Source organism: Streptomyces sp. NPDC019224, assembly GCF_040632605.1.
Classification (GTDB): domain Bacteria; phylum Actinomycetota; class Actinomycetes; order Streptomycetales; family Streptomycetaceae; genus Streptomyces.
In genome coordinates, this window is record NZ_JBEYCF010000030.1 from 48,074 (window position 1) to 74,676 (window position 26,603).

General features: G+C 71.9%; 24 protein-coding genes. 11 read left to right on the forward strand and 13 right to left on the reverse strand.

The window, feature by feature from the left end; all coding sequences use genetic code 11:
• Positions 1-136 precede the first annotated feature (136 nt).
• On the reverse strand, positions 137-3,004 hold the full coding sequence (locus ABZ564_RS20190; RefSeq protein ID WP_360858015.1) for a M4 family metallopeptidase: 2,868 nt from the start codon (positions 3,002-3,004) through the stop codon (positions 137-139).
• Positions 3,005-3,152: 148 nt separating this feature from the next.
• Between ABZ564_RS20190 and ABZ564_RS20195 the strand changes: the two genes are divergently transcribed.
• Positions 3,153-4,163, forward strand: a complete 1,011-nt coding sequence (locus ABZ564_RS20195; RefSeq protein ID WP_360858017.1) for a helix-turn-helix transcriptional regulator — start codon at positions 3,153-3,155, stop codon at positions 4,161-4,163.
• Positions 4,164-4,253: 90 nt separating this feature from the next.
• Here ABZ564_RS20195 and ABZ564_RS20200 read toward each other — a convergent pair whose 3' ends face one another.
• The 6 genes from ABZ564_RS20200 to ABZ564_RS20225 all read right to left on the reverse strand — a co-directional run bounded on the left by ABZ564_RS20200 (position 4,254) and on the right by ABZ564_RS20225 (position 10,372).
• Positions 4,254-5,189 (reverse strand): SDR family oxidoreductase, encoded by a 936-nt coding sequence (locus ABZ564_RS20200; RefSeq protein WP_360858020.1) that lies wholly within the window; start codon positions 5,187-5,189, stop codon positions 4,254-4,256.
• A complete protein-coding gene (locus ABZ564_RS20205; protein ID WP_360858023.1) occupies positions 5,186-5,542 on the reverse strand; it encodes a DUF952 domain-containing protein in 357 nt (118 codons plus the stop codon). Before ABZ564_RS20205 ends, ABZ564_RS20200 begins: the two co-directional genes overlap by 4 nt.
• A gap of 174 nt (positions 5,543-5,716) precedes the next feature.
• Complete coding sequence (locus ABZ564_RS20210; RefSeq protein WP_360858084.1) at positions 5,717-6,718, reverse strand: NAD-dependent epimerase/dehydratase family protein; 1,002 nt, start codon at positions 6,716-6,718, stop codon at positions 5,717-5,719.
• A gap of 313 nt (positions 6,719-7,031) precedes the next feature.
• Positions 7,032-7,709 (reverse strand): DUF6304 family protein, encoded by a 678-nt coding sequence (locus ABZ564_RS20215; protein ID WP_360858026.1) that lies wholly within the window; start codon positions 7,707-7,709, stop codon positions 7,032-7,034.
• Between the two features lie 82 nt (positions 7,710-7,791).
• Positions 7,792-8,835 (reverse strand): family 2 encapsulin nanocompartment cargo protein polyprenyl transferase, encoded by a 1,044-nt coding sequence (locus ABZ564_RS20220; RefSeq protein WP_360858029.1) that lies wholly within the window; start codon positions 8,833-8,835, stop codon positions 7,792-7,794.
• Positions 8,836-8,965: 130 nt separating this feature from the next.
• Complete coding sequence (locus tag ABZ564_RS20225) at positions 8,966-10,372, reverse strand: family 2B encapsulin nanocompartment shell protein (RefSeq protein ID WP_360858032.1); 1,407 nt, start codon at positions 10,370-10,372, stop codon at positions 8,966-8,968.
• Positions 10,373-10,552: 180 nt separating this feature from the next.
• Between ABZ564_RS20225 and ABZ564_RS20230 the strand changes: the two genes are divergently transcribed.
• From ABZ564_RS20230 to ABZ564_RS20245, 4 genes are all read left to right on the forward strand, one after another.
• Complete coding sequence (locus ABZ564_RS20230; RefSeq protein ID WP_360858035.1) at positions 10,553-11,002, forward strand: Rrf2 family transcriptional regulator; 450 nt, start codon at positions 10,553-10,555, stop codon at positions 11,000-11,002.
• A gap of 87 nt (positions 11,003-11,089) precedes the next feature.
• On the forward strand, positions 11,090-12,283 hold the full coding sequence (locus ABZ564_RS20235) for a globin domain-containing protein (RefSeq protein WP_360858038.1): 1,194 nt from the start codon (positions 11,090-11,092) through the stop codon (positions 12,281-12,283).
• Positions 12,284-12,429: 146 nt separating this feature from the next.
• Positions 12,430-13,023 (forward strand): N-acetylmuramoyl-L-alanine amidase, encoded by a 594-nt coding sequence (locus ABZ564_RS20240; protein ID WP_360858041.1) that lies wholly within the window; start codon positions 12,430-12,432, stop codon positions 13,021-13,023.
• A 30-nt stretch (positions 13,024-13,053) separates the two neighbouring features.
• Positions 13,054-13,995 (forward strand): pyridoxal-phosphate dependent enzyme, encoded by a 942-nt coding sequence (locus ABZ564_RS20245; RefSeq protein WP_360858044.1) that lies wholly within the window; start codon positions 13,054-13,056, stop codon positions 13,993-13,995.
• Here ABZ564_RS20245 and ABZ564_RS20250 read toward each other — a convergent pair.
• On the reverse strand, positions 13,971-15,572 hold the full coding sequence (locus ABZ564_RS20250) for a Na+/H+ antiporter (protein ID WP_360858047.1): 1,602 nt from the start codon (positions 15,570-15,572) through the stop codon (positions 13,971-13,973). The genes ABZ564_RS20245 and ABZ564_RS20250 overlap by 25 nt on opposite strands.
• 35 nt (positions 15,573-15,607) lie before the next feature.
• Here ABZ564_RS20250 and ABZ564_RS20255 point away from each other — a divergent pair, with 35 nt between their 5' ends.
• The 3 genes from ABZ564_RS20255 (at position 15,608) to ABZ564_RS20265 (ending at position 17,490) form a co-directional block, all read left to right on the forward strand.
• Positions 15,608-15,868, forward strand: a complete 261-nt coding sequence (locus ABZ564_RS20255) for a UBP-type zinc finger domain-containing protein (protein ID WP_360858050.1) — start codon at positions 15,608-15,610, stop codon at positions 15,866-15,868.
• Positions 15,869-16,099: 231 nt separating this feature from the next.
• Positions 16,100-16,513, forward strand: coding sequence for an anti-sigma regulatory factor (locus ABZ564_RS20260; RefSeq protein WP_018105584.1), 414 nt, complete (start codon positions 16,100-16,102; stop codon positions 16,511-16,513).
• Between the two features lie 23 nt (positions 16,514-16,536).
• On the forward strand, positions 16,537-17,490 hold the full coding sequence (locus ABZ564_RS20265; protein WP_360858086.1) for an RNA polymerase sigma factor SigF: 954 nt from the start codon (positions 16,537-16,539) through the stop codon (positions 17,488-17,490).
• Between the two features lie 55 nt (positions 17,491-17,545).
• On the opposite strand, the gene ABZ564_RS20270 is transcribed toward ABZ564_RS20265, so the two are convergent.
• A complete protein-coding gene (locus tag ABZ564_RS20270) occupies positions 17,546-17,938 on the reverse strand; it encodes a hypothetical protein (RefSeq protein WP_360858088.1) in 393 nt (130 codons plus the stop codon).
• Between the two features lie 211 nt (positions 17,939-18,149).
• Between ABZ564_RS20270 and ABZ564_RS20275 the strand changes: the two genes are divergently transcribed.
• Together ABZ564_RS20275 and ABZ564_RS20280 are read left to right on the forward strand one after the other, a co-directional pair.
• Complete coding sequence (locus tag ABZ564_RS20275; protein ID WP_360858053.1) at positions 18,150-19,118, forward strand: diacylglycerol kinase family protein; 969 nt, start codon at positions 18,150-18,152, stop codon at positions 19,116-19,118.
• A 319-nt stretch (positions 19,119-19,437) separates the two neighbouring features.
• Complete coding sequence (locus ABZ564_RS20280; RefSeq protein WP_003953983.1) at positions 19,438-19,695, forward strand: WhiB family transcriptional regulator; 258 nt, start codon at positions 19,438-19,440, stop codon at positions 19,693-19,695.
• A 178-nt stretch (positions 19,696-19,873) separates the two neighbouring features.
• Here the strand turns inward: ABZ564_RS20280 and ABZ564_RS20285 are convergent, their stop codons facing one another.
• Positions 19,874-21,340, reverse strand: a complete 1,467-nt coding sequence (locus ABZ564_RS20285; RefSeq protein ID WP_360858090.1) for a histidine kinase N-terminal domain-containing protein — start codon at positions 21,338-21,340, stop codon at positions 19,874-19,876.
• A 947-nt stretch (positions 21,341-22,287) separates the two neighbouring features.
• Between ABZ564_RS20285 and nagB the strand changes: the two genes are divergently transcribed.
• Positions 22,288-23,073, forward strand: coding sequence for a glucosamine-6-phosphate deaminase (nagB, locus tag ABZ564_RS20290; protein ID WP_360858056.1), 786 nt, complete (start codon positions 22,288-22,290; stop codon positions 23,071-23,073).
• Between the two features lie 66 nt (positions 23,074-23,139).
• Here nagB and ABZ564_RS20295 read toward each other — a convergent pair whose 3' ends face one another.
• Genes ABZ564_RS20295 through ABZ564_RS20305 form a run of 3 tightly spaced genes read right to left on the reverse strand, consistent with a single transcriptional unit; the run spans position 23,140 to position 26,558 of the window.
• Positions 23,140-24,675 carry a glycoside hydrolase family 3 protein gene (locus ABZ564_RS20295; RefSeq protein ID WP_360858058.1) on the reverse strand — a complete coding sequence of 512 codons (1,536 nt, stop codon included), beginning with the start codon at positions 24,673-24,675 and terminating at the stop codon, positions 23,140-23,142.
• A 9-nt stretch (positions 24,676-24,684) separates the two neighbouring features.
• Positions 24,685-25,548: a carbohydrate ABC transporter permease gene (locus ABZ564_RS20300; protein WP_360858061.1), complete on the reverse strand. Its 864-nt coding sequence runs from the start codon at positions 25,546-25,548 to the stop codon at positions 24,685-24,687.
• Positions 25,545-26,558: an ABC transporter permease subunit gene (locus ABZ564_RS20305; protein ID WP_360858064.1), complete on the reverse strand. Its 1,014-nt coding sequence runs from the start codon at positions 26,556-26,558 to the stop codon at positions 25,545-25,547. Before ABZ564_RS20305 ends, ABZ564_RS20300 begins: the two co-directional genes overlap by 4 nt.
• Between the last annotated feature and the right edge of the window lie 45 nt (positions 26,559-26,603).

A 26,603-nucleotide genomic window follows, 5' to 3' on the forward strand; every position in this document is an offset into this window, starting at 1 on the left:
TGCCCGCGCTCTCCTGGCCCTGTGCCGAAGGGGTACGACCGCTCGGCGGTCGTACCCCTTCGATGTTCGGGGAAACACGGAAACACGAGCGGCCGGACCCCGAAGGGCCCGGCCGCAGCGGTGTTACGGGGTCAGGTCAGCAGTTGCCCGCGGGGCGGTCGCGCTTGACCAGGTTGGTGTAGCCGGTGGTGCCGTCCAGCCACAGGACGCGCTGGCCCTCGTCGGCCGCGCCGAACGTCTGCTCGCCGCGGTTGCAGGAGACGCGCTGCGCGCCGCCCTTGCCGTCGGGGGCGATCTGGTACAGCTTCATCATCGTGTCGTTGGCCCACGTGGTGGCCGGCGGGACGGTCGAGATGCTGACCGCGTCGTCCGAGGCCGTCAGCGAGTAGGCGTAGAGGGAGCCTTCGCCCGCCTCCGGGGTGACGGTGACCGGGTTGGAGCCGTCGAGGTTCGCGCGGCGCACCGCGGCCTTGCCGGTGTCGGTGGCGTCGTCGTCCTCGATCCAGAAGACACCGTCGTCGGTGATCGCGGTCTGGCCGATGCCCATGGCGTCGTCCGAGGCGGGCATCGTCGTCTTGGTGTGGGTCGCCGTGTCGAAGACCTCGACGCCGACCTTCATGTTGCCGTTCGCGTCGGGGGCCACCTTGGCGTAGGCGATCTTGCCGTCCTTGATGGAGGCCAGGCCCGAGATGTTGTACGGACGGCCGCCGTCGACCAGGCCGGTCTCGCCGGTCTTCATGTTGGCGTACCGGACGTTCGTGACGCCGTACTGCGGGTTGAGGGCGGTGTACGCGACCCAGTCACCGTCCACCACGAGGCCGTTGACGTCGCTGCCGATGCCGTCGACCATCTTGGCGAGGCCGCCCGCGACGGGGCGCGCCATGATCTTGATGCCCGTGCTGCTGTAGTCGGCCCACACCACCGTCTTGCCGTCGGTGTTGGCGTAGACGTTGTAGTCGCCGTTGTTGGCGCTCACCAGCTGCGGCTGGCCCTTGCCGGAGGTGTTGCCCAGCCACACCGAGTACGGCTCGCTGCCGTCCTCGTTGGAGCGGGAGACGGCGTACTTGCCGCCGCCCGCGCCCACGCCGGTGCTGGCGATGTTGACCTTGGAGACGAGCGTGTCGGTGTCGACGCCGAGAGCCTTCTCCCAGCCGGGGACGATGCCGTGCGCGTCGAAGGACCGCTTGACGATCGCCAGCTTGGCCTTGGAGAGGCCCAGCTCCTGCGCGGCGGCGATGACCGCGGCGCGGCCCTCGGTGAAGCCGTCGAGGGGGGTCATGTACGCGGACAGGGCGCGGTAGACGATCTGGTCGGCGAGCTCGGCGCCGAGGTCCTCGCGCAGGTCCCACAGCGCGCCGGAGAAGATCGTCGAGTTGAGGTGGACGCCGCCGTTGTCACCGCTGTAGGTGACGCCGATGAAGTTCTTCGACGTGGTGGCGCCGTCGTTCAGGTCGCGCAGGGCGCACTCGCGGGGGCCCGCGGTGGTGCACAGGTCCTCGCCGAGGAGACCGGCGTTCGGGTCGTCCATCGACTGGCCGTTGGCCTCCAGGTCGATGGCGTTGCCGAAGTAGTCGGCGATGGCCTCGTTCATGGCACCGGACTGGCCCACGTAGACCAGGTTCGCGGTGTGCTCGACGACGCCGTGGGTCATCTCGTGGCCGACGACGTCGGTGTCGGCGGAGAAGGTGCGGAAGTCGCCGCCGCCCTGGCCGTACACCATCTTCTGGCCGTCCCAGAAGGCGTTGTTGTACGGCTGGCCCCGCTGGACGACACCGACCAGGGAGTAGATGTAGCCGTTCTTGCCGTCGAGACCCTCACGGCCGAAGTGGTTCTTGTAGTAGTCGTAGACCTTGCCGGCCGCCCAGTGGGCGTCCACGGCGCCGGAGTTGGTGTACTCCTCGCCGAGCTCCGGGGTGGCGGGCTGGAAGTACTTGATGCCGACGGGCCAGACACCGGAGGCGCTGCCCGCCTCACGGCCGCGGGCGTCGTACGTGGCGATCATGGGGCCCGCGTACGGGGAGTCGTCCGCGTCCCGCTTGCTGTAGTCGATCATCTGCAGGAGACCCTTGGTGTCCTTGTACAGATTGATGTCGACCTTCTGGCCGTTGTAGCGGACGCCGCTGCCCTTGACGACGAGCTGGTCGCCGGCCGCGGTGGAGGCGTCGGCGGGGGCCGCGACGCCTTCCGTCGCGCCGGCGCCCGTGCCCGTGGCACCGAAGGTCTTGATGCCGCTGTACTGCATGACCGGGAAGCCGGAGTGCGCGTCGATGTACACCTCCTGCTGGACCGGCGAGCCGTCGGCCGGGTTGACACCCGTGACGGTGATGTGCCGGGTCAGCACGCCGGTGCCCTGCGGGAGGATCGTGACGTCGCCGGCCGTGCCGGTGAACTCCGCCTCGGCCTGCTTCTCGCCCTTGGCCGGGGCGCGCAGGAGGCCGCCGCCGAACTGGGTGGTGACGGCGCCGACGGCGCGCTCGATCGCGGTCTTCTCGGAGACCTTCGGGGTGACCGAGTCGAGCTTCAGCTTGGTGAAGTAGTTGCCCGAGGTGCCGGTGACGGCGCGCTTGCCGTCCTTCTTGGTCATCCGGACCAGGTACTGGCCGCCGAGGACCTCGACGCCCTTGTACTTCTGCTGGAGGCGGACCGTCTCCTTGCCGCCCTTCTCGGTGGTGGTCCCGACGGCGGTCAGGTCCTTGGCCGAGGTGTCGGCGATGTGGTAGCGGCCCTTCTTGGCCTTGAGGTGGCCGCGGGCGGCGTCGGCCGCGCTGCCGGAGGCGGCGACCTCCTCATGCAGACCGGTGACGAGCGAGGGGGTGTCGGTCTCGCCGCCCGGCGTGGTGGCGGACGCGGCGGGGGCGGCCGCCGTGGTGTCGGCGTGCGCTGCCGGCATGGCGGTGGCCATCAGGCCCGCCGTGGCCAGCAGCGCGGCTATGCCCTGTCCGACAACGACGCCGGTACGGCGGCCCTGTGAACCAACTGCTCGTCTGCGTGCTGAAGTCCGCACGGTGCTCCTCCGGATGCCACGAATGCGTGAACGAATATCGGATGCCGACATGGAAGACCCGCCAGCACTGTGTGAACAATGCGTTCCACCTGCAGACTTCTGTACGTGCACACTTGTGTGGGCTACGCGAAACGGCGAAAATCGCCTCGTGACATGGGCTGATCTGGACGCGCAATGGCAGGCCCTCGGCCTCGGAGCAGATGAACTCCGGGTGTACGAGGCCCTGTTGGACACCCCCGCCGACTGCACCCGGGCAGTTCTCGCCCAGCGCCTCGGTCTCTCCCCCCGGCAGCTCCGCGGCGCCCTCGAATCCCTCGACCGGCACGGCTTCACCCGGCCCGCCCGGAGCTCCGGGCTGCCGGTCCCCGACGCCCCCGCGACCGCGCTGCGCAACCTGATCCATCTGCGCCAGGCGGAGCTGCTGCGCCGCGAGGCCGAACTGGAGGAGCTGACCGGCTCGGTCGACCGGATCGCCGCGCAGCTCGTCTCCACCTCGCACGCGGCCGGCACCATCGGCATCGAGACGCTGCGCGGCCGTGCGGAGATCGCCGAGCGCGTCACCTCGCTGGTGGTGTCGGCGACCGAGGAGGTGGCGCTGCTCGACCGGCCCCCGTACGCCGCGAGCGAGCCGGACGGCATGCCCGCCCCGCTCAACATGGCCGAGCCGGTACGGCGCGGGGTGCGGGTGCGGGCCGTCGTCGACCGGGAGGGCCTGAGCTTCCAGGGCCGGGCGCGCGGGCTGAACGAGCTGGCCGCGCAGGGCGTGCAGATCCGGCTCGGCATGGACCTGCCCACGAAGCTGATCACGGTCGACCGGCGGATGACCCTGCTGCCGCCGACCGACGCCGCCGACCCCACGGCCACGGCCCTGGTGGTCAGCGACGCCCTGCTGAGCAACGCCCTCGTCCCGCTCTTCGAGGCCGTCTGGGAACGTGCCGTGCCCATCGGTTCGGTCGCCGACGACCAGGTCACGGACGAGGACCGGGAGCTGCTGACGATGCTCTCCTCGGGCCTGAAGGACGAGGCGATAGCCCGCCGCCTGGAGATCCACGTCCACACGGTCCGCCGGCGCATCAGCCGCCTGATGCAGGAACTGAAGGCGGAGACCCGCTTCCAGGCCGGCGTACAGGCGGCGTTGCGCGGCTGGCTGACCCTCTGAGCGCCTGAACGGCGGGAGTGGAGTGCCCGAGGACCTCCTGGAAGTGCGGCGTCAGCAGGGGGTCCGGGGAGTCTCCGTACGCACGGGTGGTCAGTCCGTCCGGAGGAGGTGGCGGTAGCTCTCGGGGTGTTCGCGCAGATAGCCGGCCAGATCCGTGGCGGGGCGGCCGGTCAGGGCCGGCACGGCGTCCGAGACCGTGGCCATCTCCCCGGCCGCGATGGCCTCGTACGAGGTGACCCAGCCGGCCACCTCCCAGTCCTCGGCTCCGTAGTGCGACCGTGAGGCGTACGCCTCCTCGCGGGTCTCCGGCACGTAGGTGACGGTCCTTCCGGTGACCCGGCTCAGCTCCTCGGCCGCCTCGGCGAGGGTGAACGCCTCGGGGCCGGTGAGGTCGTAGGTGCGCCCGTCGTGGGAGGGGCCGGTCGCACCGGTGTCCGCGAGCAGCACGGCGGTCGCGGCGTCGGCGATGTCCTCGTGCGCCACCGCCGCCACCCGGCCGTCTCCGGCGGGGCCGCGCAGCACGCCGTCGGTGCCGGTCATGGCCGGGAGCCCGGCGAGATACCAGCTGTCGCGCAGGAAGGTGTACCGGAGGTCGGCGGTCCGGATGTGCGCCTCGGTGTGCCAGTGGTCGCGGGCGAACGTGAACGTGGCGTCGGGGGCGGCACCCTGGAAGGAGACGTAGACGATCCGTTCGACGCCCGCCGCGACGGCCGCGTCCACCGCCGTCGTGTGCTCGCGCACCCGGTCCGGGCTCTCGTGCGCCGAGACGAGGAACAGGGTGTGTGCCCCGGCGAGGGCCCGGCGCATGGCCTCGCCGTCGCCGTAGGAGGCGGGCGGCGCGAGGTCGGCGCCGGGGAGGGCGGGCAGCCGGGAGGGGTCGCGGCCGAGCAGCCGGACGGGGACGCCGGCCCGGGCCAGCCGGGTGGCGACCCGGCCGCCGAGTGCGCCGCTCGCCCCGGTGACGGCGGTGAGGGGACCACTGGTGACGGTGTCGGACGCGGAGGCGGGGTCGGTGGTGGGGCTCATGCGGGGGTGCCCTCCTCGGGCGGCCAGGGGCGTACCTCGACGACGGCGTCGACCGGGAGCGGGCCGTAGATGTGCGGGAACTCCTCTCCGCCGGGCGCGGCGGCCTCGTACCGAACGGGGGCCGGGAGCCTGCCGGGGTCGATGACGAGCACCACGAGGTCCTGGTCGACGGCTCCGGCCCGGCTTCCCGCGCCGTACAGCATCTCGGCCACACCGGGGAGCTGGTGGGGCAGCGAGCAGTGGATGAAGCCCTCTTCGTGCAGGGTGCGGCCACGGGTGGACATCTCGTACGTCCCGATCCCGCGGGCCGCCTCCCAGAGCGGGCCTTCGGTGAGGTGCAGCAGTTCGGCCATGGCCCGAGGCTAACGCCGCGACGGACACGGATCCCGCCCCCGCGGATAACGCCTCACCGCGTCGGCGCGTCCGCCGGACCGGGCCCGGCGGCCGGCCGGGTGCATGTGCCCGGGAAATGCGCTGTGCGCGGGCGCCTCCCGGGCAGGTGAGGTCCGTCGGAGCGGTCCGGCTCCTCAGCCCGCCAGCAGCTTCGCCTCCGTCTCCGGGTGGAGGCCCACGGTGGGGCGGTCGGGGCGCTGCGGAGCCGTACCGCCCAGCTCACGCAGCCAGGTCCAGGTGTCGGCGACGGTCTCCTCCGCCGGGCGGCAGCGCAGCCCCGCCGCGTGCGCGAGGCCGACGTCGCCCTGGTGCAGGGTGTCGTACAGCTCCCCCGGCGGCAGCCACACCGGCAGGTCTGTCCACGGTTCGACGCCCGCGGCGAGGATCTTGTCCGCCGGGGTCCAGCGCAGTTCGGCGTCGGAGCCGGTGGCGCGCACACAGGCGTCGAGCAGCCCGCCCATGGTGGTGTGCCCCGGCCGGCTGACCAGGTTGTACGGGCCGTGCAGGTCCCGTTCCGCCGCGTCGAGCACCCAGTCGGCGAGGTCTCGCACGTCGATGTACTGGAGGGCGGTGTCCGGGGTGCCGGGGGCGAGGACCGGGCCGCCGCGCGCGATCCGGTTCAGCCACCAGGGCAGCCGGCCGATGTTCTCCCAGGGGCCGAGGATCAGGCCGGCCCGGGCCAGGAGGGCACGGTCTCCGAAGGCGTCCAGCACGGCCAGTTCGCCGCCGCGTTTGGCCAGTGCGTACGACTGGTCGTCACCGGCGTCCGGTGAGGCGCCCGCCACCACCGGGCCGTCCTCGGCGAGGCCCGCCGGTGCGGGATAGTCGTAGACGGAACGGCTGGATATGTAGGTGTAGCGGGCGGCCCGCGCGGACAGCAGCCGGGCCGCGTCGCGCACCGCGGAGGGCGCGCCGCTCCAGGTGTCGACGACGAGGTCCCAGGTGTGGCCCTCGCCGTCCGGGGCTTCGGTGGCGGCGAGCGCGGCCAGGCCGCCTTCGGCGGTGCGGTCGCCGGTCAGTCCGGCGGCTCCGGGCGGGGGTGCGTGGTGGCCCCGGTGGAAGACCGTGACGTCCCAGCCGCGCGCGAGGGCCGCCTCGGTGACGGCCCGGCCGACGAACTGCGTACCACCCAGCATCAGAAGCCTCATGACAGTGACTCTGCCCTGGGGCGTGGGGAAGGGAAACGGTCCACGCTCTCGGCTGAATCGGCCGGAACGGGGAACTCCCGCGGGCCGGTCGCGTCCCGCGTCAGGGGCGGGCGAGCGGGCCGCGGTGGCGCAGCGGCCAGGGGTGGTATCCGGCCACCCACCGGGCCGGACCCCGATTCCCCGGGCCGGTCGGACGGCTCGTGGTGGGGAGGCTACGCGGCAACTGGTCGAACGGCTCGTGGCGGGAAGGCCCCACGGCAGCCGACCGGACGGCTCGTGGCGGGGGCTCCACGGCGGCCGGTCAGGCCGTTTCCAGCGGGAACGCTCCCCGGTGGCCCGTACCGGCGCCCTCCGTCGGCCGGGGCTCGAACTCCCGGCAGCTCCAGACCTCCTGGACGAATCCGGTCCGCCGTTCCCACAGCCCGAGCACGTCCCGCTCGCCGGCCGTGTCCCGGTACTCCTCCTTGGCGCCCCGGAAGCAGGCGAGCCCGCCGGAGAGACCGCGGCCGGCCGGGTCCGGGGCCGGGAAGTAGTCGGAGAAGGCGCAGGCTATGCAGGTCCGGAGGCTGACCCCGGGCGGCAGCTCCCGCTGGATCGTGGCCAGCGCGGACCCGAAGTCGTTCTCGGCCCGCTGCGAACCGAAGGCCGCCCCGCCGAAACGGAGTTCCAGGTAGAGATACGGGTCGGGCCTGCGCAGCGACAGGAGACAGCTGAGGGTCGCCTGCCGCTCCACCCCCTCCGCCATGACGGGGAACGGCAGGTCCCACTCCAGGACGCAGTCGCCCAGCGCGCCGTCCGTCAGCGCGAACATCCCGCTCTCCGCCGACCCGGCCGCCACCGGACGCAGGGCGTCGAAGCTGCCGCCCTCGAAGTCCACCCCCCGGACCCGGAGGCGGAGTTGCTGCCCGTCGGTGGTGAGGATGACGGCATCGGAGCCCTGCCGGTCCCGGTACCACCCTGCCCACGACTCATCTGTCATGAGCAGGGACTGTAGCCCCTGCCTCCGACACGGTCCGTGCCGCCCTCCGTTTGGTCCGGCGTCCCTTCTGCCGCCCTCCTCCTCAGTGCGTCCGGCGCGTGACGAATTCCGCCAGCGCGAGCAGGTCGCCCGCCGCCGACAGGTCCGGGACCGCCCGGGACAGGTGGTGCACGGCGCGCGCCATCCGGTCCGCCGCGCAGCTCTGCGCCCAGTCCCGGCCGCCGGCCCTGTCCACGGCCTCCGAGGCCCGGATCACCTCGGCGCGGGTGTTCAACGCGCCCCGGTACAGGGCGGCGAGCTCCGCCGCGGCCGGGCCGCCCGCGGTGAGCGCGGCCACCACGGGCAGCGACTTCTTGTGGGCGCTGAGATCCGCGCCGACCGGCTTCCCGGTCTGGGCCGGGTCCCCCCAGATGCCGATCAGGTCGTCGATCAGCTGGAAGGCGAGGCCGGCCTCCCGGCCGAAGCCGTCCATGGCCCCGACGGCCCGCTCGTCGGCGCCCGCGTAGAGCGCGCCCAACGCACAGGCACAGCCGAGCAGCGCGCCCGTCTTCGCCGTCGCCATGGTCAGGCACTCGTCGAGCGAGACCTGGTCCGGGTCGCGCTCCTCGAAGGCGCAGTCGGCCTGCTGGCCCGCGCACAGCTCGATGACACACGTCGAGAGTCTGGCCGAGGCGCGCGCCGACACCGCTCTGTCGTCCTCGGCCAGCAGCCGCTGGGCGAGGGCCAGCATGGCGTCGCCGGCGATGACGGCGTCCGGGACACCGAACACCGTCCAGGCGGTGGCCCGGTGGCGGCGGGTCTGGTCCTCGTCGATGACGTCGTCGTGCAGCAGGGTGAAGTTGTGGACGAGCTCCACGGCGACGGCGGCCCGTACGGCCTGCTCGGGGTCGCCGCCCAGCGCGCGGGTGGCCGCCAGGACGAGCGCCGGTCTGATCGCCTTGCCCGCGCCGCCCGTAGCCGGGCTGCCGTCCGCGTTCTGCCAGCCGAAGTGGTACATCGCGACCCGCCGGATCGATCCGGGCAGGGAGGCGACCGCCGCCCGCAGGGGCGGGTCGACGAGGGTCCGGGTGTACTCCAGCAGCGCCGCGGCCTCGTTGCCCTCGGTCGCGGCGTCTGTTCGGGTCATGGTCAATCGGTCACCCCTGTCGTTGCCGTCCCGCCTCGGCCGCTGTCGCGGCGGGGGCCGGGGACGTGGGTGGTTGCTGTGATGGCGGGCGGCCGGGGGCCCGGACCGCGGAGGGTCCGGGCCCCGTGGCTCACCGCCAGCGGCTGACCTCGACGTTCTCCAGGACGCCGAGGGCGTCCGGGACGAGGACCGCCGCGGAGTAGTAGGCCGTCACGAGGTAGGAGATGATCGCCTGCTCGTCGATGCCCATGAAGCGGACCGAGAGACTGGGTTCGATCTCGTCCGGGATGCCCGTCTGCTGGAGGCCGATGACGCCCTGCTCGGACTCGCCGGTCCTCATGCAGATGATCGACGTGGTGCGGGCGTCGCTGACCGGGATCTTGTTGCAGGGGAAGATCGGGACGCCGCGCCAGGCCGGCACGTGGTGGCCGCCGACGTCGACGCTCTCCGGCACCAGTCCGCGCTTGTTGCACTCGCGGCCGAAGGCGGCGATGGCGCGCGGGTGGGCGAGGAAGAGCTTGGAGCCGCGCCGGCGCGAGAGCAGTTCGTCCATGTCGTCGGGGCCCGGCACCCCGTCGTGCGGCTGGAGCCGCTGGCCGTAGTCGCAGTTGTTGAGCAGGCCGAACTCGCGGTTGTTGATGAGCTCGTGCTCCTGGCGCTCGCGCAGCGCCTCGACCGTGAGCCGCAACTGCTGCTCGGTCTGGTTCATCGGCTGGTTGTAGAGGTCCGCGACGCGGCTGTGGACCTTCAGGACGGTCTGGGCGACGCTCAGTTCGTACTCGCGTGGCGCGGCGTCGTAGTCCACGAACGTGTGCGGGACGACGGCTTCACCGACGTGGCCCGCGGAGAGGTCGATCTCCGCCTCGCCGTACTTGTTGGTGCGCTGCTGCGGGAGGGACAGCAGCCCGGCGAGATGGCTGCGCAGCGAATCGGCCCGTTCGGCGAGGTTGAGCACGTCCGCCCGCTGGAGCGTCAGCACCGTGCACGTGGTGACGGCACGGGCCGTGTACTCCCAGACGGCGTCGCCCTCGATGAGGGAGTGGTCCCCGAAGTAGGCCCCGTCCGCGTGGACGCCGAGCACCGTCTCGTCCCCGTAGGGGCCGGTGCCGACCTTCTCGACCTTGCCGTGCGCCAGCAGGTAGACCCGGTCCGCGGCCTCGCCCTCCGTGGCCAGGAGCTGCCCGGCGGGGATCTCGCGCTGCTCGCACCTCCGGGCCAGCTCGGCGAGCACCTCCTCGTCCCCGAAGTCCCTCAGGGCGGGGAGCTCGCCCAGTTCGGCGGGGATGACCGCGACCCGGTCCCCGGTCTGTACGAACGTCACACGGCCGTCCCCGACCGAGTAGCTCAGCCGGCGGTTCACCCGGTACGTGCCGCCCTGCACCTGGACCCACGGCAGCATCTTCAGCAGCCACCGTGAGGTGATCTCCTGCATCTGCGGAGCGGACTTGGTGGTCGTCGCGAGGTTCCGCGCGGCCGCCGTGCCGAGACTCTGCTGCGGCGGCACCTGCACGTTCTGAACCTCTTCACCAACGGACATCTGTCGTCCTCTCGATCTATCGGCTGACCTGCGGGAAGAACACTTCCAGCACGAGGACGGGGTACGCCATTACACAAAAGAGTGCGACTAATCGGCCTTTGGGGTGGGCACTGCGTTGTGCGACGGCCCGGCCGAGCTTTAATTTGCATCTGGGATGCCAATTAACCTAGCCTGGCCGTCATGCGGCTGACCAGATTCACCGACGTGGCGCTGCGTGTACTGATGCGCCTCGCCGTCGTGAAGCACGAGGACCCGCCGACCACCCGCGAGGTGGCGGCGACCATGCAGGTGCCGTACTCGCACGCCGCCAAGGTCGTGGCCCGCCTCCAGCACCTCGGCCTGGTCGAGGCGCGGCGGGGTCGCGGGGGCGGGCTCGCCCTCACCGAGGCGGGCCGGTCCACCCCGGTCGGCACCCTCGTCCGCGAGCTGGAGGAGCCCGGCGACGTCGTCGACTGCGAAGGGTCCACCCCGTGCCCGCTGCGGGCGGCCTGCCGGCTGCGCGGGGCACTGCGCGAGGCCCAGGACGCCTTCTACGCCTCGCTGGACCGGGTCACCGTCGCGGAGCTGACCGCCGCGCCCACCGGCCCCCTGCTGATCGGCCTCGGCAGCGGCCCGCCGCCCCCGGACTGACCCCCGCCGCACCGGACCCCGGCCCGGTTCCCGCACCGCCCTTAAATGCGCATCTCAGATACCCATTCAACATCCGAGGAGTCACCGATGCTCTCCGAGTCGTCCACCGCCACCGTCCGCGCCACCCTCCCCGCCGTCGGCGCGGCCATCGGGGACATCGCCGATCTCTTCTACCGCAAGCTGTTCGACGCCCACCCGGAGCTGCTGCGCGACCTGTTCAACCGCGGCAACCAGGCGTCCGGCGCCCAGCGCCAGGCACTCGCCGGCTCCATCGCCGCGTTCGCGACCCAGTTGGTCGAGCGGCCCGACACCCGCCCCGACGTGATGCTCGGCCGGATCGCGCACAAGCACGCCTCGCTCGGTGTCACCCCGGCCCAGTACGAGGTCGTCCACACCCACCTGTTCGCCGCGATAGCCGAGGTCCTCGGCGACGCGGTGACCCCCGAGGTCGCCGCCGCCTGGGACGAGGTCTACTGGCTGATGGCCAACGCCCTGATCGCCATCGAGGAGCGGCTGTACGCGGAGCAGGGCGTCGTCGCCGGTGACGTCTGGCGCGAGTGGGAGGTCGTCTCGCGCACCGAGGAGACCGACGACGTCGCCCGGTTCGACCTCCGCCCGGCCGACGGCTCGCCGGCCCCCGCCTTCCGTCCCGGCCAGTACGTCTCCGTACAGGTCGAACTCCCCGACGGGGCCCGCCAGATACGCCAGTACAGCCTCTCCGGCGCCCCGGGCTCGGCGCTCCGCTCGATCACGGTCAAGCGGGTGCGCGGCGGCGACACCCCGGACGGCGAGGTCTCCCGCCACCTGCACGACCACGTCCGCGCCGGTGACCGGCTCCGGGTCTCCGCCCCGTACGGCGACCTCGTGCTGAAGTCCGACGACGCCCCGCTGCTGCTCGCCTCCGCGGGCATCGGCTGCACCCCGATCCTGTCGATGCTGGAGCACCTCGCCGAGACCGGGCACCGCGCCCCGGTCACCGTGGTGCACGGCGACCGCTCCCCCGCCGACCACGCGCTGCGCACCGACCACACGGCGCTCACGGCCAAGCTCCCCGACGCCGCGGCCCACTTCTGGTACGAGAACCCGGCCGACGGCCACCCCGCCGACCGCACCGGACTCGTCGACCTGAGCGGCCTCGACGTCCCGCCGGGCACGCACGCCTACCTCTGCGGTCCGCTGCCCTTCATGCGGTCGGTGCGCACCCAGCTGCTCGCCAAGGGCGTCCCCGCGTCCGACATCCACTACGAGGTGTTCGGCCCCGACCTGTGGCTCGCCTCCTGATCCACCCATACGCGCCGAGTTGGCCGAATCGGCTCGCACAGCGTCCGAACAGGGCCCCGCAGTCGTTCCGCGACTGGTCCGGGGCCCTTCCGGCCGGGTAGAAGCGCTCCAAGGACACCCTCCCCCACGCACCCAAGGAGCCGGCCATGTCCTCACCCATGTCCGCGAGCGCTTTCCTCGCCGCCCTCAAGAAGGAAGGACTCACCGTCGTCGAGGTCGGCGGCTGGCGCGGCCACAACCGCAATCACAAGGGGCCCTGGGGCCCGGTCAACGGGGTGATGATCCATCACTCCGTCACCAGGGGGACCGCCGCCACCGTGCGGATGTGCCGCGACGGCCACCCCGGCCTGCCGGGGCCGCTGTGCCACGGCGTCATCGCCAAGGACGGCCGGATCCACCTGGTCGGCTACGGACGGACCAACCACGCGGGCATGGGCGACGACGACGTCCTGCGCGCCGTCGTCGCGGAGAAGAAGCGCCTGCCCCACGACAACGAGGCCAACACCGACGGGAACCGGCACTTCTACGGCTTCGAGTGCGAGAACCTCGGCGACGGCGAGGACCCCTGGCCCGACGTCCAGCTCGAAGCCATCGAGAAGGTCTCGGCGGCCATCTGCCGGCACCACGGCTGGACGGCCCGGTCGGTCATCGGCCACCGCGAGTGGCAGCCCGGCAAGGTGGACCCGCGCGGCTTCGAGATGGACGACATGCGGGCCCGTATCCACGACCGCCTCAAGTAGCCCGCCGGGCGTGCGCCCACAATGGAGGGCATGTCCGCCCCGCTTCCCGACCCGCCCGGCCTCTCCCGGCTGCGCCCGGTGCTCCCGTCGCCCGTGCAGCGGGCCGAGGACGAGCGCTTCGCCCGGCACGGCGTGACGCTGCTGCTCAAGCGCGACGACCTGATCCACCCGGACCTGCCGGGCAACAAATGGCGCAAACTCGCGCCCAATCTGGCGGCCGCCGCCGGGCGTCCCGTACTGACCTTCGGCGGCGCGTACTCCAACCACCTGCGGGCCACCGCCGCCGCGGGCCGGCTGCTGGGATTCCGCACGATCGGCGTCGTACGCGGCGAGGAACTGGCGCACCGCCCCCTCAACCCCTCGCTCGCCCGGTGCGCGGCCGACGGCATGCGGCTGCACTTCGTGGACCGGGCGGCCTACCGCACCAAGAACGATCCGGCGGTCCTGGCCGGGCTGCTGAGCCTGTACGGGGACTGCGAGGTCGTCCCGGAGGGCGGCAGCAACGCCCTCGCGGCCCGGGGGTGCGCCGCGCTCGGGCACGAACTGCGGGGCGTGGCCGACGTGGCGGCGGTGGCCTGCGGCACCGGCGGCACCCTGGCCGGGCTGGCCGCCGGCCTCGCGCCGGGGCAGCGCGCCCTCGGCGTTCCGGTCCTGCGCGGCGGCTTCCTGGGCGATGCGGTGCGGGAGCTCCAGCGGGAGGCGTTCGGCGGTCCGGCCGGCGACTGGTGGCTGGACGAACGGTTCCACTTCGGCGGGTACGCCCGTACGACACCCGCCCTGCACGCGTTCGCAAAGGATTTCGAGGACCGCCACGGACTGCCCGTGGAGCGGCTGTATGTGGCCAAAATGCTGCACGCGCTCACCGTGCTGGCCGAGGAGGGCGCCTTCCCCGCCGGCAGTACGGTCGCGGCCGTGATCACCGGCCGCCCCGACGAGCCGGACGACGATCAGCCGCCCGCGTCCTCCCGGTAGGCCGCCGCCTCCTCCAGGTCCAGGCGGCGCAGCAGCGTCCGCATCATCTCGTCGTCGATCCTGCGCTCGTCCCGCAGCCGTACAAAGACCTCACGCTCCGCCTCGATCATCTCGCCGGCCAGTCGCCGGTAGGTGTCGTCGGCCGACTCGCCGGTGACCGGGTTGGCCGCGCCGAGCCGTTCCCACACGGCGTTGCGGCGGCGCTCCAACGCGGTGCGCAGGCGGTCGGCCAGCGGCTGGGGCAGCCGGTTGCGCTCGTCGGCGAGCAGCTCGTCCAGGCGGGCCTCGGCGGCCGCGGACGCCTCGTTCTGGGCCTGCGCCTCGGCGAGGGTCTCGGTCTGCCGGTCCCGGCCCGGGAGCTTCAGCACCCGCACCAGGAGCGGCAGCGTGAGCCCCTGGACGACCAGGGTGCCGATCACGGTGGTGAACGTCAGGAAGAGCACCAGGTTGCGGGCCGGGAAGGCCGTGCCGTCGGCCGTGACGAGCGGGACGGAGAAGGCGATGGCGAGCGAGACGACCCCGCGCATCCCGGCCCAGCCGACGATGAGCGGCGAGGTCCAGTCCGTGCCCGGTTCCCGCTCCCTGATGCGCCGCGACAGCCACCGGGGCAGGTAGGTCGCCGGGTAGACCCAGACGAAGCGGACCACGACGACGGCCAGGAAGACCAGCACCGCGTAGCCGAAGGCGTCCGTCACGGAGTACGTGCCGAGCCCCTTGAGCACGAACGGCAACTGGAGGCCGATGAGGGCGAACACGGCGGACTCCAGGACGAAGGCGACCATCTTCCAGACGGCGGCCTCCTGGAGCCGGGTGGCGAAGTCGACCTGCCAGGAGCGGTGGCCCAGGTACAGCGCGACGACGACCACGGCGAGCACCCCTGAGGCGTGCACGCGCTCGGCCGCCGCGTACGCCACGAACGGGATGAGCAGCGACAGGGTGTTCTGGAGCAGCGGCTCCTTCAGACGGGTGCGCAGCCAGTGCAGCGGGCCCATGAGCAGCAGACCGACCGCGATGCCGCCGACCGAGGCCAGCAGGAATTCCCGGACCCCCGCGCCCCAGCTGACGCCCTCGCCCACGGCGGCGGCGAGCGCCACCTTGTACGCGGTGATCGCGGTGGCGTCGTTGACCAGGGACTCGCCCTGCAGGATCGTCGTGACGCGCGCGGGCAGCCCCACCCGGCGCGCGATGGCCGCGGCGGTGACGGCGTCCGGCGGGGCGATCACGGCACCGAGCACCAGCGCGGCGGTCAGCGGCAGATCGGGCACCAGGAGATACGCCAGCCAGCCCACCGCGACCGTGGCGAACAGCACGTAACCGACCGACAGCAGCGCCACGGGCCGCAGGTTGGCCCGCAGATCGAGGTAGGAACTGTCCACGGCGGCCGTGTAGAGCAGCGGCGGCAGCAGCAGGGGGAGCACGACGTGCGCGTCCAGGGTGTACGTCGGCACCCCGGGCACGTACGAGGCCAGCAGCCCGACGGCCACGAGGAGAAGAGGGGCCGGCACCGGGGTCCGGCGCGCGAGGCCCGCCGTCGCGGCACTGCCCGCGATCAGCGCCACCAGGGGCAATGCGTCCATCTCATGATCCTCGCATCCGTCGTAACCTGGCCCTCATGAGTGTGTGCCCCCATGTACCGGACCTGCCGCGCCCCGAGCCCGCGCCCCGCGGTGAGACCTGTCCCGAGTGCCTGGCGGCCGGCACCCACCCCGTGCAGCTGCGCCTGTGCCTGGACTGCGGCCATGTCGGCTGCTGCGATTCGTCGCCCGGACGGCACGCGACGGGGCACTTCGAGCGGACCGGGCACCCGGTGATGCGGAGCTTCGAGCCCGGCGAGAACTGGCGTTGGTGCTTTGTCGACGGTTCGATCGTCTGAGGTCCGGGTACGTCAAACCGGCGCCTGTTGTTCGTAATTGAGCAACGCAGACCCCTAGCCACTGTGTGTACTCATGGGCCTACCATGAGTGACAGCAGCGGGAGGGGGTTCCGGCGACACGGCATCATGGATCGCGATAGCGTCGCCGGACCGAGAACCGAAGACGTACCGCATGGCTCCGGGCGTTCTTCCCGGAACCTCGAATGAGTTTGTGCCACCTTGGAGGTGAGGGTGTCCCAGATCGCAGGCGAGCCCGGGAATCAGGACTTCGTAGAGGTCCGGCTGCCCGCTGCGGGTGCCTACCTGTCGGTGCTGCGCACGGCCACGGCCGGTCTCGCAGCACGCTTGGACTTCACTCTCGACGAGATCGAGGACCTTCGCATCGCGGTCGACGAGGCCTGCGCGATCCTGCTCCAGCAGGCCGTGCCCGGCTCCGTCCTCAGCTGCGTGTTCCGCCTCATCGACGATTCACTCGAGGTGACGGTCGCGGCCCCGACCACGGACGGCCGCGCCCCGGAGCGCGACACCTTCGCCTGGACGGTGCTCTCCGCCCTGGCCGGGAAGGTCGACTCCTCGGTCGCCGACGACCGTACGGTCAGCATCAGCCTGTACAAACAGCGCGGCGCGGGACCCGGGCCGGCGTGAGCAACGGGAACGGGGACGGTCCTGTGCGGGACGAGACGATCCGACCCGGGGTGGTGCGTGCGGCAGGCATCCCGGAACAGCAGGCCCTGCCTCATCCGGTGGACGGGGCGGACCTGCCCCGTGCGGTGGACGGGGCGGACGGGCCCGCCGGCATTACGGTCGCGGTGGAGCAGTCGCAGGCGGAGCGGGCAGGCCAGATGAGCGAGCACGGGCACCACGATCCAAACGACCGCAGCGGGGCGCGGGCGTTGTTCATCGAGCTGCGCGAGCTCCCCGACGGTTCGCCGGAGCGTGCCGAGCTGCGCAACCGGCTGGTGCGGATGCACCTGCCGCTGGTGGAGCACCTGGCCCGCCGCTTCCGCAACCGCGGGGAGCCGCTGGACGACCTGACCCAGGTCGCCACGATCGGACTGATCAAGTCCGTCGACCGGTTCGACCCGGAGCGGGGCGTCGAGTTCTCGACGTACGCGACGCCGACGGTCGTCGGGGAGATCAAGCGCCACTTCCGCGACAAGGGCTGGGCGGTGCGGGTGCCGCGCCGCCTCCAGGAGCTGCGGCTGTCGCTGACCTCGGCGACGGCGGAGCTCTCCCAGCTGCACGGCCGGTCGCCCACGGTGCACGAGCTGGCGGAGCGGCTGGGGATCTCCGAGGAGGAGGTCCTGGAGGGGCTGGAATCGGCCAACGCGTACAGCACGCTCTCGCTGGACGTGCCGGACACGGACGACGAGTCGCCGGCCGTGGCGGACACCCTGGGCTCCGAGGACGAGGCGCTGGAGGGCGTCGAGTACCGGGAGTCGCTGAAGCCGCTGCTGGAGGACCTGCCGCCGCGGGAGAAGCGAATCCTGTTGCTCCGGTTCTTCGGCAACATGACCCAGTCGCAGATCGCGCAGGAGGTCGGCATCTCGCAGATGCACGTCTCGCGGCTGCTGGCCCGCACGCTGGCGCAGCTGCGCGAGCGGCTGCTCGTCGAGGAGTAGGCGGCGCGGTACGCGAGGAGGCCGCCGGGGTGCCCCCGGCGGCCTCCGGCGTGTGTCAGGCGTCGGTGGCGTCCGCTTCGGGCGCCGTGCCCGGCCTGCGGATGCCCAGGGCCTCGATGGTGGCGGGCCTGACCAGCTGGTAGAGCGCGGTCAGCGCCGCCGCCGCGAGCACGATCCCGGCCGGGATCAGCACGCCGTGGGACCGCAGCAGCGTCCACGCCACCGGCAGCGCGATGATCTGCGTGATGAGCGCGGGGCCCCGGCTCCAGCTGCGCCGGCGCAGCAGACCGCGTGCGGCGAAGAGCGGGATCAGACCGAGCGCGATCACGGTGAGCCCGCCCATCTCGGCCTGCTCGGGGCTGTCGGGGCGGCCCAGCAGCCCCCTCACCAGCATGTAGATCCCGCCGATGACGAGGGCTGCGCCTTCGAACGCGTTCAGCCCGGCCACCAGTGTGATCCTGGCGGGCTTCGCCGGGTCCGCCGAGGGGGCAGGCGAGGGCGCGTTCTGCTGAGTACTCACCCTTGCAGGTTGGCATCCCGGCCGGCGGAAAGGAAAGCCGGGGTCGCCGCGCCGCCGCCCGCTCCCCCCTCGTCACCGAGCGTGAGGACCGGTGGGGAGGACTTCAGGCGTGTACTTCGCGGTAGGTAGGCTGGCAGTCATGCGCGCACTTCTTGTGGTCAATCCAGCCGCCACCACCACCAGTGCGCGGACCCGTGACGTGCTGATCCACGCGCTGGCGAGCGAGATGAAGCTGGAGGCCGTCTCCACGGAGTACCGCGGGCACGCCCGCGACCTGGGGCGGCGGGCCGCCGACAGCGACGACATCGATCTCGTGGTGGCGCTCGGCGGCGACGGCACGGTCAACGAGGTCGTGAACGGCCTGCTGCACCGGGGTCCGGATCTCGACAACCTGCCGAAGCTCGCCGTGGTGCCCGGCGGCTCCACCAACGTCTTCGCGCGCGCGCTGGGCCTCCCCAACGACGCGGTGGAGGCGACCGGCGCCATCCTGGACGCGCTGGCGAACCGGACCGAGCGCACGGTGGGCCTGGGCCTCGCGGCCGGCACGCCGGGCACGGAGGACGAAGCGGTGCCGGAGCGCTGGTTCACCTTCTGCGCCGGCCTCGGGTTCGACGCCGGAGTGGTCGGCCGGGTCGAACAGCAGCGCGAGCGCGGCAAGCGTTCGACCCATGCCCTGTACGTGCGCCAGGTGCTCCGGCAGTTCCTGGACGAGCCGCACCGGAGACAGGGCGTGATAACGCTCGACGTGCCGGGCGAGGACCCGGTCACCGATCTCGCGCTCTCCGTGATCTGCAACACGGCCCCCTGGACGTACCTGGGGAACCGGCCGGTGTACGCGGCCCCCCAGGCCTCCTTCGACACCGCCCTGGACGTGCTGGGCCTGCGGAAACTCTCCACGGCGGCGGTCAGCAGGTATGCCACCCAGCTGCTCATGTCGAGCCCGGAGAAGGGGCCCCGGGGCAAGCACGCGGTTTCACGGCACGACCTCACGGACTTCACCTTGCATTCAAAGGTCCCACTGCCCTTCCAGATGGACGGTGACCACCTGGGGGTGCGTACGAGTGTGACGTTCACAGGCGTACGCCGTGCACTGCGTGTGATTGTGTGAGTGGAAGGGACTAAAGTCCTTTAACTCGAACGTTTGGACTGGCTTCCACCCTCTAGAAGTACGGCTGTGACCTAGCCGACACCGAGGAATCAAAAAAAACTTTCCTGAAGGGGTTGTATCCGCCGCCGAGGTTTGCGAATCTCTACATGGCGATCGGGACGGCCCGCAACAACGGCCTCCACTGAGAGCCAGAACCCCTCCTCACTTCACAGGACCACAACCAGTTCATCTGGGAGTCGGCCCCACATCTGCGGGGGGATTCGTGAAAGCGTTCACATTCACAAGCCACAGTACGTAATACCAAGGAGAGGTAGCAGCCATGGACTGGCGTCACAACGCCGTTTGTCGTGAGGAAGACCCGGAGCTGTTCTTCCCCATCGGCAACACCGGTCCTGCGCTGCTGCAGATCGAGGAAGCCAAGGCCGTCTGCCGTCGCTGCCCCGTCATGGAGCAGTGCCTGCAGTGGGCGCTCGAGTCCGGCCAGGACTCCGGCGTCTGGGGTGGCCTCAGCGAGGACGAGCGCCGCGCGATGAAGCGCCGCGCCGCTCGCAACCGGGCGCGCAACGCCAGCGCCTGACCGACGCCACCGCTACGAACCTGAGCCAGGCGGCGCGTACAGCGCGTACGTACCACCCCGCCCCCGAGTCGCAGCGCGCAGTACCCCACCAAGCGCATGCTTGACCAGAGAGCCCGGACCGTTCACCAACGGTCCGGGCTCTCTGCCGTGTCCGGGGACCGGCGGGTGCGGAGGTCCGCTACTTCTCGTTGCGGACCGGGATGTCGAGGACGACCTGCGTGCCGCGCTCCGGCGCCGGCACCATGCCGAAGGAGCCGCCCAGCTCGCCCTCGACCAGCGTGCGGACGATCTGGAGGCCCAGATTGCCGGCCTTCTGCGGGTCGAACCCCTCCGGAAGACCGCAGCCGTCGTCCTGGACGGTGATGAGCAGCCGCCCCTCGGTGGGCGAGCCGCCCCGGACGGCGGAGACCTCGACCGTGCCGGACTCCGCGACGGAGAAGGCGTGCTCCAGGGCGTTCTGCAGGACCTCGGTGAGGACCATCGACAGCGGGGTGGCCACCTCGGCGTCGAGCACACCGAAGCGTCCCGTGCGGCGGCAGGTGACCTTGCCCGGCGAGATCTCCGCGACCATGGCGATCACCCGGTCCGCGATGTCGTCGAACTCCACCCGCTCGTCCAGATTCTGGGACAGCGTCTCATGCACGATGGCGATCGAACCGACGCGCCGGACCGCCTCGTTGAGCGCCTCGCGGCCCTGCGGGGAGTCCATCCGGCGGGCCTGGAGCCGCAACAGGGCGGCCACCGTCTGGAGGTTGTTCTTCACCCGGTGGTGGATCTCCCGGATGGTGGCATCCTTGGTGATCAACTCGCGCTCCCGGCGGCGCAGTTCGGTCACGTCGCGCAGGAGGACCAGGGAGCCGATACGGACGCCCTTGGGCTTGAGCGGGATGGCGCGCAGCTGGATCACCCCGCCCGCGCACTCCACCTCGAACTCACGGGGCGCGTAACCGCTGGCCAGTTTGACCAGGGCCTCGTCCACCGGGCCCCGGGACGGGGCGAGTTCGGCGGTGATCTGGCCGAGATGGTGGCCCACGAGGTCGGAGGCGAGGCCGAGGCGGTGGTAGGCGGAGAGGCCGTTGGGGCTGGCGTACTGGACGACGCCGTCGGCGTCGAGCCGGACGAGACCGTCGCCGACGCGCGGGGAGGCGTCCATGTCGACCTGCTGGCCGGGGAAGGGGAAGGCTCCGGCGGCGATCATCTGGGCGAGGTCGGACGCGGACTGGAGGTAGGTGAGCTCCAGGCGCGAGGGGGTGCGGACGGTGAGGAGGTTGGTGTTGCGCGCGATGACGCCGAGCACCCGGCCCTCCCTGCGCACGGGGATCGACTCGACCCGTACGGGGACCTCCTCGCGCCACTCCGGGTCGCCCTCGCGCACGATCCGGCCCTCGTCCAGGGCGGCGTCCAGGAGCGGACGGCGGCCGCGCGGGACCAGGTGGCCGACCATGTCGTCCTGATAGGAGGTGGGGCCGGTGTTGGGCCGCATCTGGGCGACGGAGACGTAGCGGGTGCCGTCGCGGGTGGGGACCCACAGCACGAGGTCGGCGAAGGAGAGGTCGGAGAGCAACTGCCACTCCGAGACCAGCAGATGCAGCCACTCGAGGTCGGTGTCGCTCAGGGCGGTGTGCTGGCGTACGAGGTCGTTCATGGAGGGCACGTGTGCGAGCGTACCCGTGGATGCGTGCCGGTCCGAACCGGAAGCCCCGTCCGTACGTGCGGAGAAGAAGGACCGGCATCGGCGTGTCCCGTGGATGGACAGGGAGTAATGGTCTAGTCCACAATGCTTCCTGTAGGAGCCTCCGCTCTCCCCGCACAGGAGAGCGGACCGAGGCGGCCGCGCTCTCTGCCCTGACTGCGCAGGCGCCTCCCCCCGGCCGGGGGCACCGCACACCGCCGGCCGGATCGGCCGCCCGCGAGGGCGGCCCCACTCCGGGCCGCGACGCCGGCCGGGCCGAGGGTCCCGGCCCGGCGCCGCGGCCCGCCGGTTTCTCCGGGGCCGCCCGCCCCTCAGCGGGTTTCGACGACCTTCGCGAACGCGCGCGGCGCGTCCTGCCGGGCGGGCTGCCCGGGCTGCCGCTGTCGCGATTTCCGCGAGCGCGCACGGCGCGGGCGAGTCCGGAGGCCTGATGCGCGCGGTGCGGACCGCGTTTCCGCGAGCGCGCGCGGCGCGGCCGGGTCCCGGACCCGGCCGATCGCCACCTCGTACGCCGGCGTCCGGAGATCCTCCGCGACGCCCCGGCCCCCGGTCACCACGGCGCTCGCCGGCGAGACGTCGTCGACCATGGCGGGCGCGCCGCGTGCCGGGAGGCGGTGGGGCACCGCGGGCCGCTCGGCCGTCTCGCCGGACACGACACGGCCGGGCCGCCGGCGGACACGTCCGGCGCCTCCCGGGGGTCGCGCCGCGTGGGACCGGGTCGAGCACGGGCGCGGAGGGGCCGGCCGCCGGGCGGGGCGGCCGGGGCCCGGCGGGGCGTCCGAGTGCTGGTACGGGCCATGCCGGTACGGACCGGGTCGGGGCGGGCCGAATCTGCTAGATTAGAACCTCGATTGGTCTATACCACACACCTCACCTTCGATCGGATCGGCAGGCCCCGCGTGGAAGTTGTCATCGTCCCGGACGCCAAGGCAGGCGGCGAACTGATCGCGGGGGCCATCGGCGCCCTGCTGAGCCGCAAGCCCGACGCCCTTCTCGGCGTTGCCACCGGCTCTACCCCGCTGCCCATCTACCAGGCCCTCGCGGAGAAGGTCCGCTCCGGTGCCGTGGACGCCTCGCGCGCCCGCATCTGCCAGCTCGACGAGTACGTGGGGCTGCCGGCGGGCCACCCGGAGTCGTACCGGTCCGTGGTGCTGCGCGAGGTCGTCGAGCCGCTCGGTCTCTCCGAGGCCGCGTTCATGGGCCCCGACGGCTCCGCCGAGGACGTCCAGGCAGCCTGCGAGGCGTACGACAGGGCGCTCGCCGAGGCCGGCGGGGTGGACCTCCAGCTGCTCGGCATCGGCACCGACGGGCACATCGGCTTCAACGAGCCGTGCTCCTCGCTCGCCTCCCGTACCCGGATCAAGACGCTCACCGAGCAGACCCGGGTCGACAACGCGCGCTTCTTCGACGACGACATCGACCAGGTGCCGCACCACGTCATCACCCAGGGCATCGGCACGATCCTGGAGGCCCGCCACCCGATCCTGCTCGCGACGGGCGAGGGCAAGGCGGACGCGGTGGCGGCGACGGTCGAGGGACCGGTCGCCTCGATCGTGCCCGCCTCGGCGCTCCAGCTGCACCCGCACGCGACGGTGGTGGTCGACGAGGCCGCGGCGTCGAAGCTGAAGCTGGCGGACTACTTCCGCGCCACGTACGCGGCGAAGCCGGCCTGGCAGGGGCTGTAGTCTTTCGTCATGCGCGAGAGGGCCGGGACACCACCGCGGTGTTCCGGCCCTCTCGTCTTCCGTGGGTCAGCCCCCGGCGATGATCTCCGCCGCCGCCCGGCCGCAGACGCGGGCGGCGCCGTGGGTGGCGATGTGCAGGGCTCCCCGGGGCTCGGCCTGGGGAACGCCCATCTCGACCACGATCGTGTCCGGGCGCGCCGCGAGCAGCGCGTCCAGGGCCTCGCTCATCCACGCGTGACGGTGCGCGTCGCGGACCACGGCGACGATGCGCCGCTCCCCCGCGGCCCGCAGCGCGGCCTCGGCCGGGGCCTCGGACGCGCCGTCGTACGTGTCGGTCCCGGTCCCCGGGACGAGCCGGGCCAGCTCGGCCGCGACGCCCCACGGCGTCTCGTCGCCGACCGCGATGTTCGCGACCGGGGTGAAGGCGGCCACGTACGCCGGACCGGTGAGCGGCTGCGCCGTGCCGGTCACCTTCACCGCGCGGCGGGCGGCGACCAGGCCGATGTCCGACGCGATGCCGGTGCTCCGCGCGGTGCCGGGCGCGGTCCCCTCCTGTGCTGCCGCGCCCGGCTCCCGTACGGCCCCCCTGGTCTCCCGCGTCCAGGACGCGAGGGCCCGGACCCGTGCGGCGGCGTCGGCGAGCCGCTCCTCGGGAAGTTCACCGGAGCGCACCGCCGCGACCAGCGCGTCGCGCAGCCGCAGCACGGTGCTGTCGTCGTCGAGCCCGCCGCCGACGCAGAGCGCGTCGGCACCGGCCGCGACGGCGAGGACGGAGCCGTGTTCGATCCCGTACGTCGAGGCGATGGCCTGCATCTCCACGGCGTCGGTCACGATGAGGCCCTCGTACCCCAGCTCCTCGCGCAGCAGACCGGTCAGGATCTGCGGGCTGAGCGTCGCCGGGCGGTGCGGGTCGAGCGCGGGCAGCAGGATGTGCGCGCTCATCACCGACTTGGAGCCCGCCGCGATGGCGGCCCGGAACGGCACGAGCTCCCGGGCGTGCAGGGTCTCCAGGTCGACGTCGATGCGCGGCAGCGCGTGGTGCGAGTCGACCGCGGTGTCGCCGTGCCCCGGGAAGTGCTTGGTGCAGGCGGCGACGCCGGCGGCCTGGAGGCCCTCGACGTAGGCGGCGGTGTGCCGGGCGACCAGCTGGGGGTCGGCGCCGAAGGAGCGGACGCCGATGACCGGGTTGCCCGGGTTGGAGTTGACGTCCGCGGACGGGGCCCAGTTGAGGTTGACCCCGCACTCGGCGAGCCGGCGGCCCAGCTCGTGGGCGACGGCCCGGGTCAGCTCGGGGTCGTCGACCGCCCCGAGCGCCAGGTTGCCGGGGAAGGAGGAGCCGTGCCGCACCTCGAGGCGGGTGACGTCGCCGCCCTCCTCGTCGATGGCGACGAGCACGTCGTCACGTTCGGCCCTGAGCTGGGCGGTGAGCGCGGCGAGCTGTTCGGGCGTCTCGATGTTGCGGCCGAACAGGCCGACGGAGGACAGGCCTTCGCCGACCCGGCGCAGCAGCCACGGGGGCGCCGTGGTGCCGGTGAAGCCGGGCTGCAGCACGGCGAGGGCGTCACGGGTGACGGTGTCCGTGGTGGATGTGAGGGTGGTCATGGGGCGGCGTTATCCCTTCACGGCGCCGGAAGTGAGACCCGCTGCCATCTTCTTCTGCACGAACATGAAGAAGATGACGACCGGAAGAGCGATCATGGTCGACGCCGCCATCAGGGCGCCATAGTCCGTACCGCGCTCACTGGTGAACGTCATCAGCCACACGTTGAGCGTGTACTTGGAGTTGTCGTTGATCAGGATGTAGGCGAAGAGGTACTCGTTCCACGCGTTCACCAGTGCGAAGATCGACGCGGCGGCGAGGCCGGGGGCGAGCAGCGGCAGGATCACACGGCGGAAGGCGCCGAAGCGGGTGCAGCCGTCCACCATGGCGGACTCCTCCAGCTCCACCGGGATGTTCACCACGAAGCCGCGGATCATGATCGTCGCGAACGGCAGGGTGGAGACCAGGTAGACGACGATCAGGCTCCAGTACTCGTCGATGCCGCCCATGGCGTTGAGCTGGGCGTAGATCGGGATGAGCATCGCCGTCGGCGGCAGCATCTGGACCAGGATGAGGATGAGGACCAGGGGCTTGCGGCCGAAGAAGCGGAACCGGCCGATGGCGAGGGCCGCCAGGGTGGCGATGACCATGCCGCCGACGACGGCGGTGATGGAGACGATCAGGCTGGACTGGACCGCGGTGCCGAAGTTCGGCTGGTCCACGGCCCGGACGAAGTTGTCGAAGGTGATCGACGAGGGCCACAGGGTCTGGTCGTAGGAGCGGATCTCGCGGCTGGGCCGCAGGGCGCTGATGACCAGCCAGTAGACCGGGAAGACCATGACCAGGGCGATGGCGAGGCCGAGGATGTTCAGACCGGCCCGGCTCTTCTTGCGGTCCGGGCGCAGGACCTGTGGTGTGTCGGTCGTGGTGCTCATTCGACCTCTCCCGTCTTCATGAGCTGGCGCAGGTAGTACACGGCCACCGCGGACAGCAGGATCACCGTGATCAGGGCGATCGCACTGCCCTGGCTGAAGGAGGTGGACTCGAACGCCTTCGAGTAGGAGTAGAGGCCGAGGGTCTCGTACTCCGGCTCGGGCTTGCTGCCGCGCAGCAGCCAGATCTGGCCGAAGACGTTGAAGTCCCAGATCACCGACAGCGTGGAGACCATGCTGAACACCGGCTTGATGACCGGCCAGGTCACGTAGCGGAAGATGCCGAAGCTGCTGGCGCCGTCGAGCGAGGCGGCCTCCTCCAGTTCCTGGGGGACCTGGGTGAGGGCGGCGTACAGCGTGACGACGACGAAGGGGATGGCGCCCCAGACCACCAGGAGGGTGATGATCGCGAAGCCCTGGACCGGGTCCAGGTACCAGTTGTGGCCGAGCCAGTCGTCGCCGGCGACCTTCGCGATGAGGGTGTTGATGAGGCCGTAGTCGGAGTCGGCCATGAACCGGAAGATGGAGGCGGCGACCATCAGCGGCATCGCCCAGGCGGCGATCAGGCAGAAGGTCAGGATGAGCCGCACCCAGTTGGACAGCCGGCGCATCAGCAGGGAGATCAGCAGGCCGATGCCCATGGTCAGCGTCACGCAGACGGCCATGAAGACGACGGTGCGGAAGGTCACCCACCAGAACTCGGAGTCACCGAGGATGTTGGTGAACTGGTCGAAGCCGACCCAGGGCGCGGGATCGCCGGTCCACAGTTCGCGCCGGCCCATGTCCTGGAAGGACATGATGACGGTCTTGGCGAGCGGGTAGAGGTAGACGGCGGCGATCGCCACGATCGCCGGGAGGATCAGGAGATAGGGCAGGAGCTCGCCCTTCTTCCGCTTCCTCTTCTGCTTGAGGGGACCGTTGCCGCCCTGATCGGACAGCGGGCTCCCGTCCGCCTCGGGATCACGTGGTACGGGGACCGGTGGCCCGGCGGCCTTGGTATCGGCGGCAGTCACGTGGCTGACCTTCCATCGCGGGTCCGAGGAAGTCCCCGGAAAACA

Coding starts and splice junctions, on each gene's coding strand:
- ABZ564_RS20245 (WP_360858044.1), top strand. CDS start 13,054: ATGTCCGCCCCGCTTCCCGACCCGCCCGGCCTCTCCCGGCTGCGCCCG.
- ABZ564_RS20230 (WP_360858035.1), top strand. CDS start 10,553: ATGCGGCTGACCAGATTCACCGACGTGGCGCTGCGTGTACTGATGCGC.
- ABZ564_RS20215 (WP_360858026.1), bottom strand. CDS start 7,709: ATGACAGATGAGTCGTGGGCAGGGTGGTACCGGGACCGGCAGGGCTCC.
- ABZ564_RS20220 (WP_360858029.1), bottom strand. CDS start 8,835: ATGACCCGAACAGACGCCGCGACCGAGGGCAACGAGGCCGCGGCGCTG.
- ABZ564_RS20285 (WP_360858090.1), bottom strand. CDS start 21,340: ATGAACGACCTCGTACGCCAGCACACCGCCCTGAGCGACACCGACCTC.
- ABZ564_RS20295 (WP_360858058.1), bottom strand. CDS start 24,675: ATGACCACCCTCACATCCACCACGGACACCGTCACCCGTGACGCCCTC.
- ABZ564_RS20255 (WP_360858050.1), top strand. CDS start 15,608: ATGAGTGTGTGCCCCCATGTACCGGACCTGCCGCGCCCCGAGCCCGCG.
- ABZ564_RS20225 (WP_360858032.1), bottom strand. CDS start 10,372: ATGTCCGTTGGTGAAGAGGTTCAGAACGTGCAGGTGCCGCCGCAGCAG.
- ABZ564_RS20235 (WP_360858038.1), top strand. CDS start 11,090: ATGCTCTCCGAGTCGTCCACCGCCACCGTCCGCGCCACCCTCCCCGCC.
- ABZ564_RS20280 (WP_003953983.1), top strand. CDS start 19,438: ATGGACTGGCGTCACAACGCCGTTTGTCGTGAGGAAGACCCGGAGCTG.
- ABZ564_RS20275 (WP_360858053.1), top strand. CDS start 18,150: ATGCGCGCACTTCTTGTGGTCAATCCAGCCGCCACCACCACCAGTGCG.
- ABZ564_RS20205 (WP_360858023.1), bottom strand. CDS start 5,542: ATGGCCGAACTGCTGCACCTCACCGAAGGCCCGCTCTGGGAGGCGGCC.
- ABZ564_RS20250 (WP_360858047.1), bottom strand. CDS start 15,572: ATGGACGCATTGCCCCTGGTGGCGCTGATCGCGGGCAGTGCCGCGACG.
- ABZ564_RS20200 (WP_360858020.1), bottom strand. CDS start 5,189: ATGAGCCCCACCACCGACCCCGCCTCCGCGTCCGACACCGTCACCAGT.
- ABZ564_RS20300 (WP_360858061.1), bottom strand. CDS start 25,548: ATGAGCACCACGACCGACACACCACAGGTCCTGCGCCCGGACCGCAAG.
- ABZ564_RS20240 (WP_360858041.1), top strand. CDS start 12,430: ATGTCCTCACCCATGTCCGCGAGCGCTTTCCTCGCCGCCCTCAAGAAG.
- ABZ564_RS20210 (WP_360858084.1), bottom strand. CDS start 6,718: ATGCTGGGTGGTACGCAGTTCGTCGGCCGGGCCGTCACCGAGGCGGCC.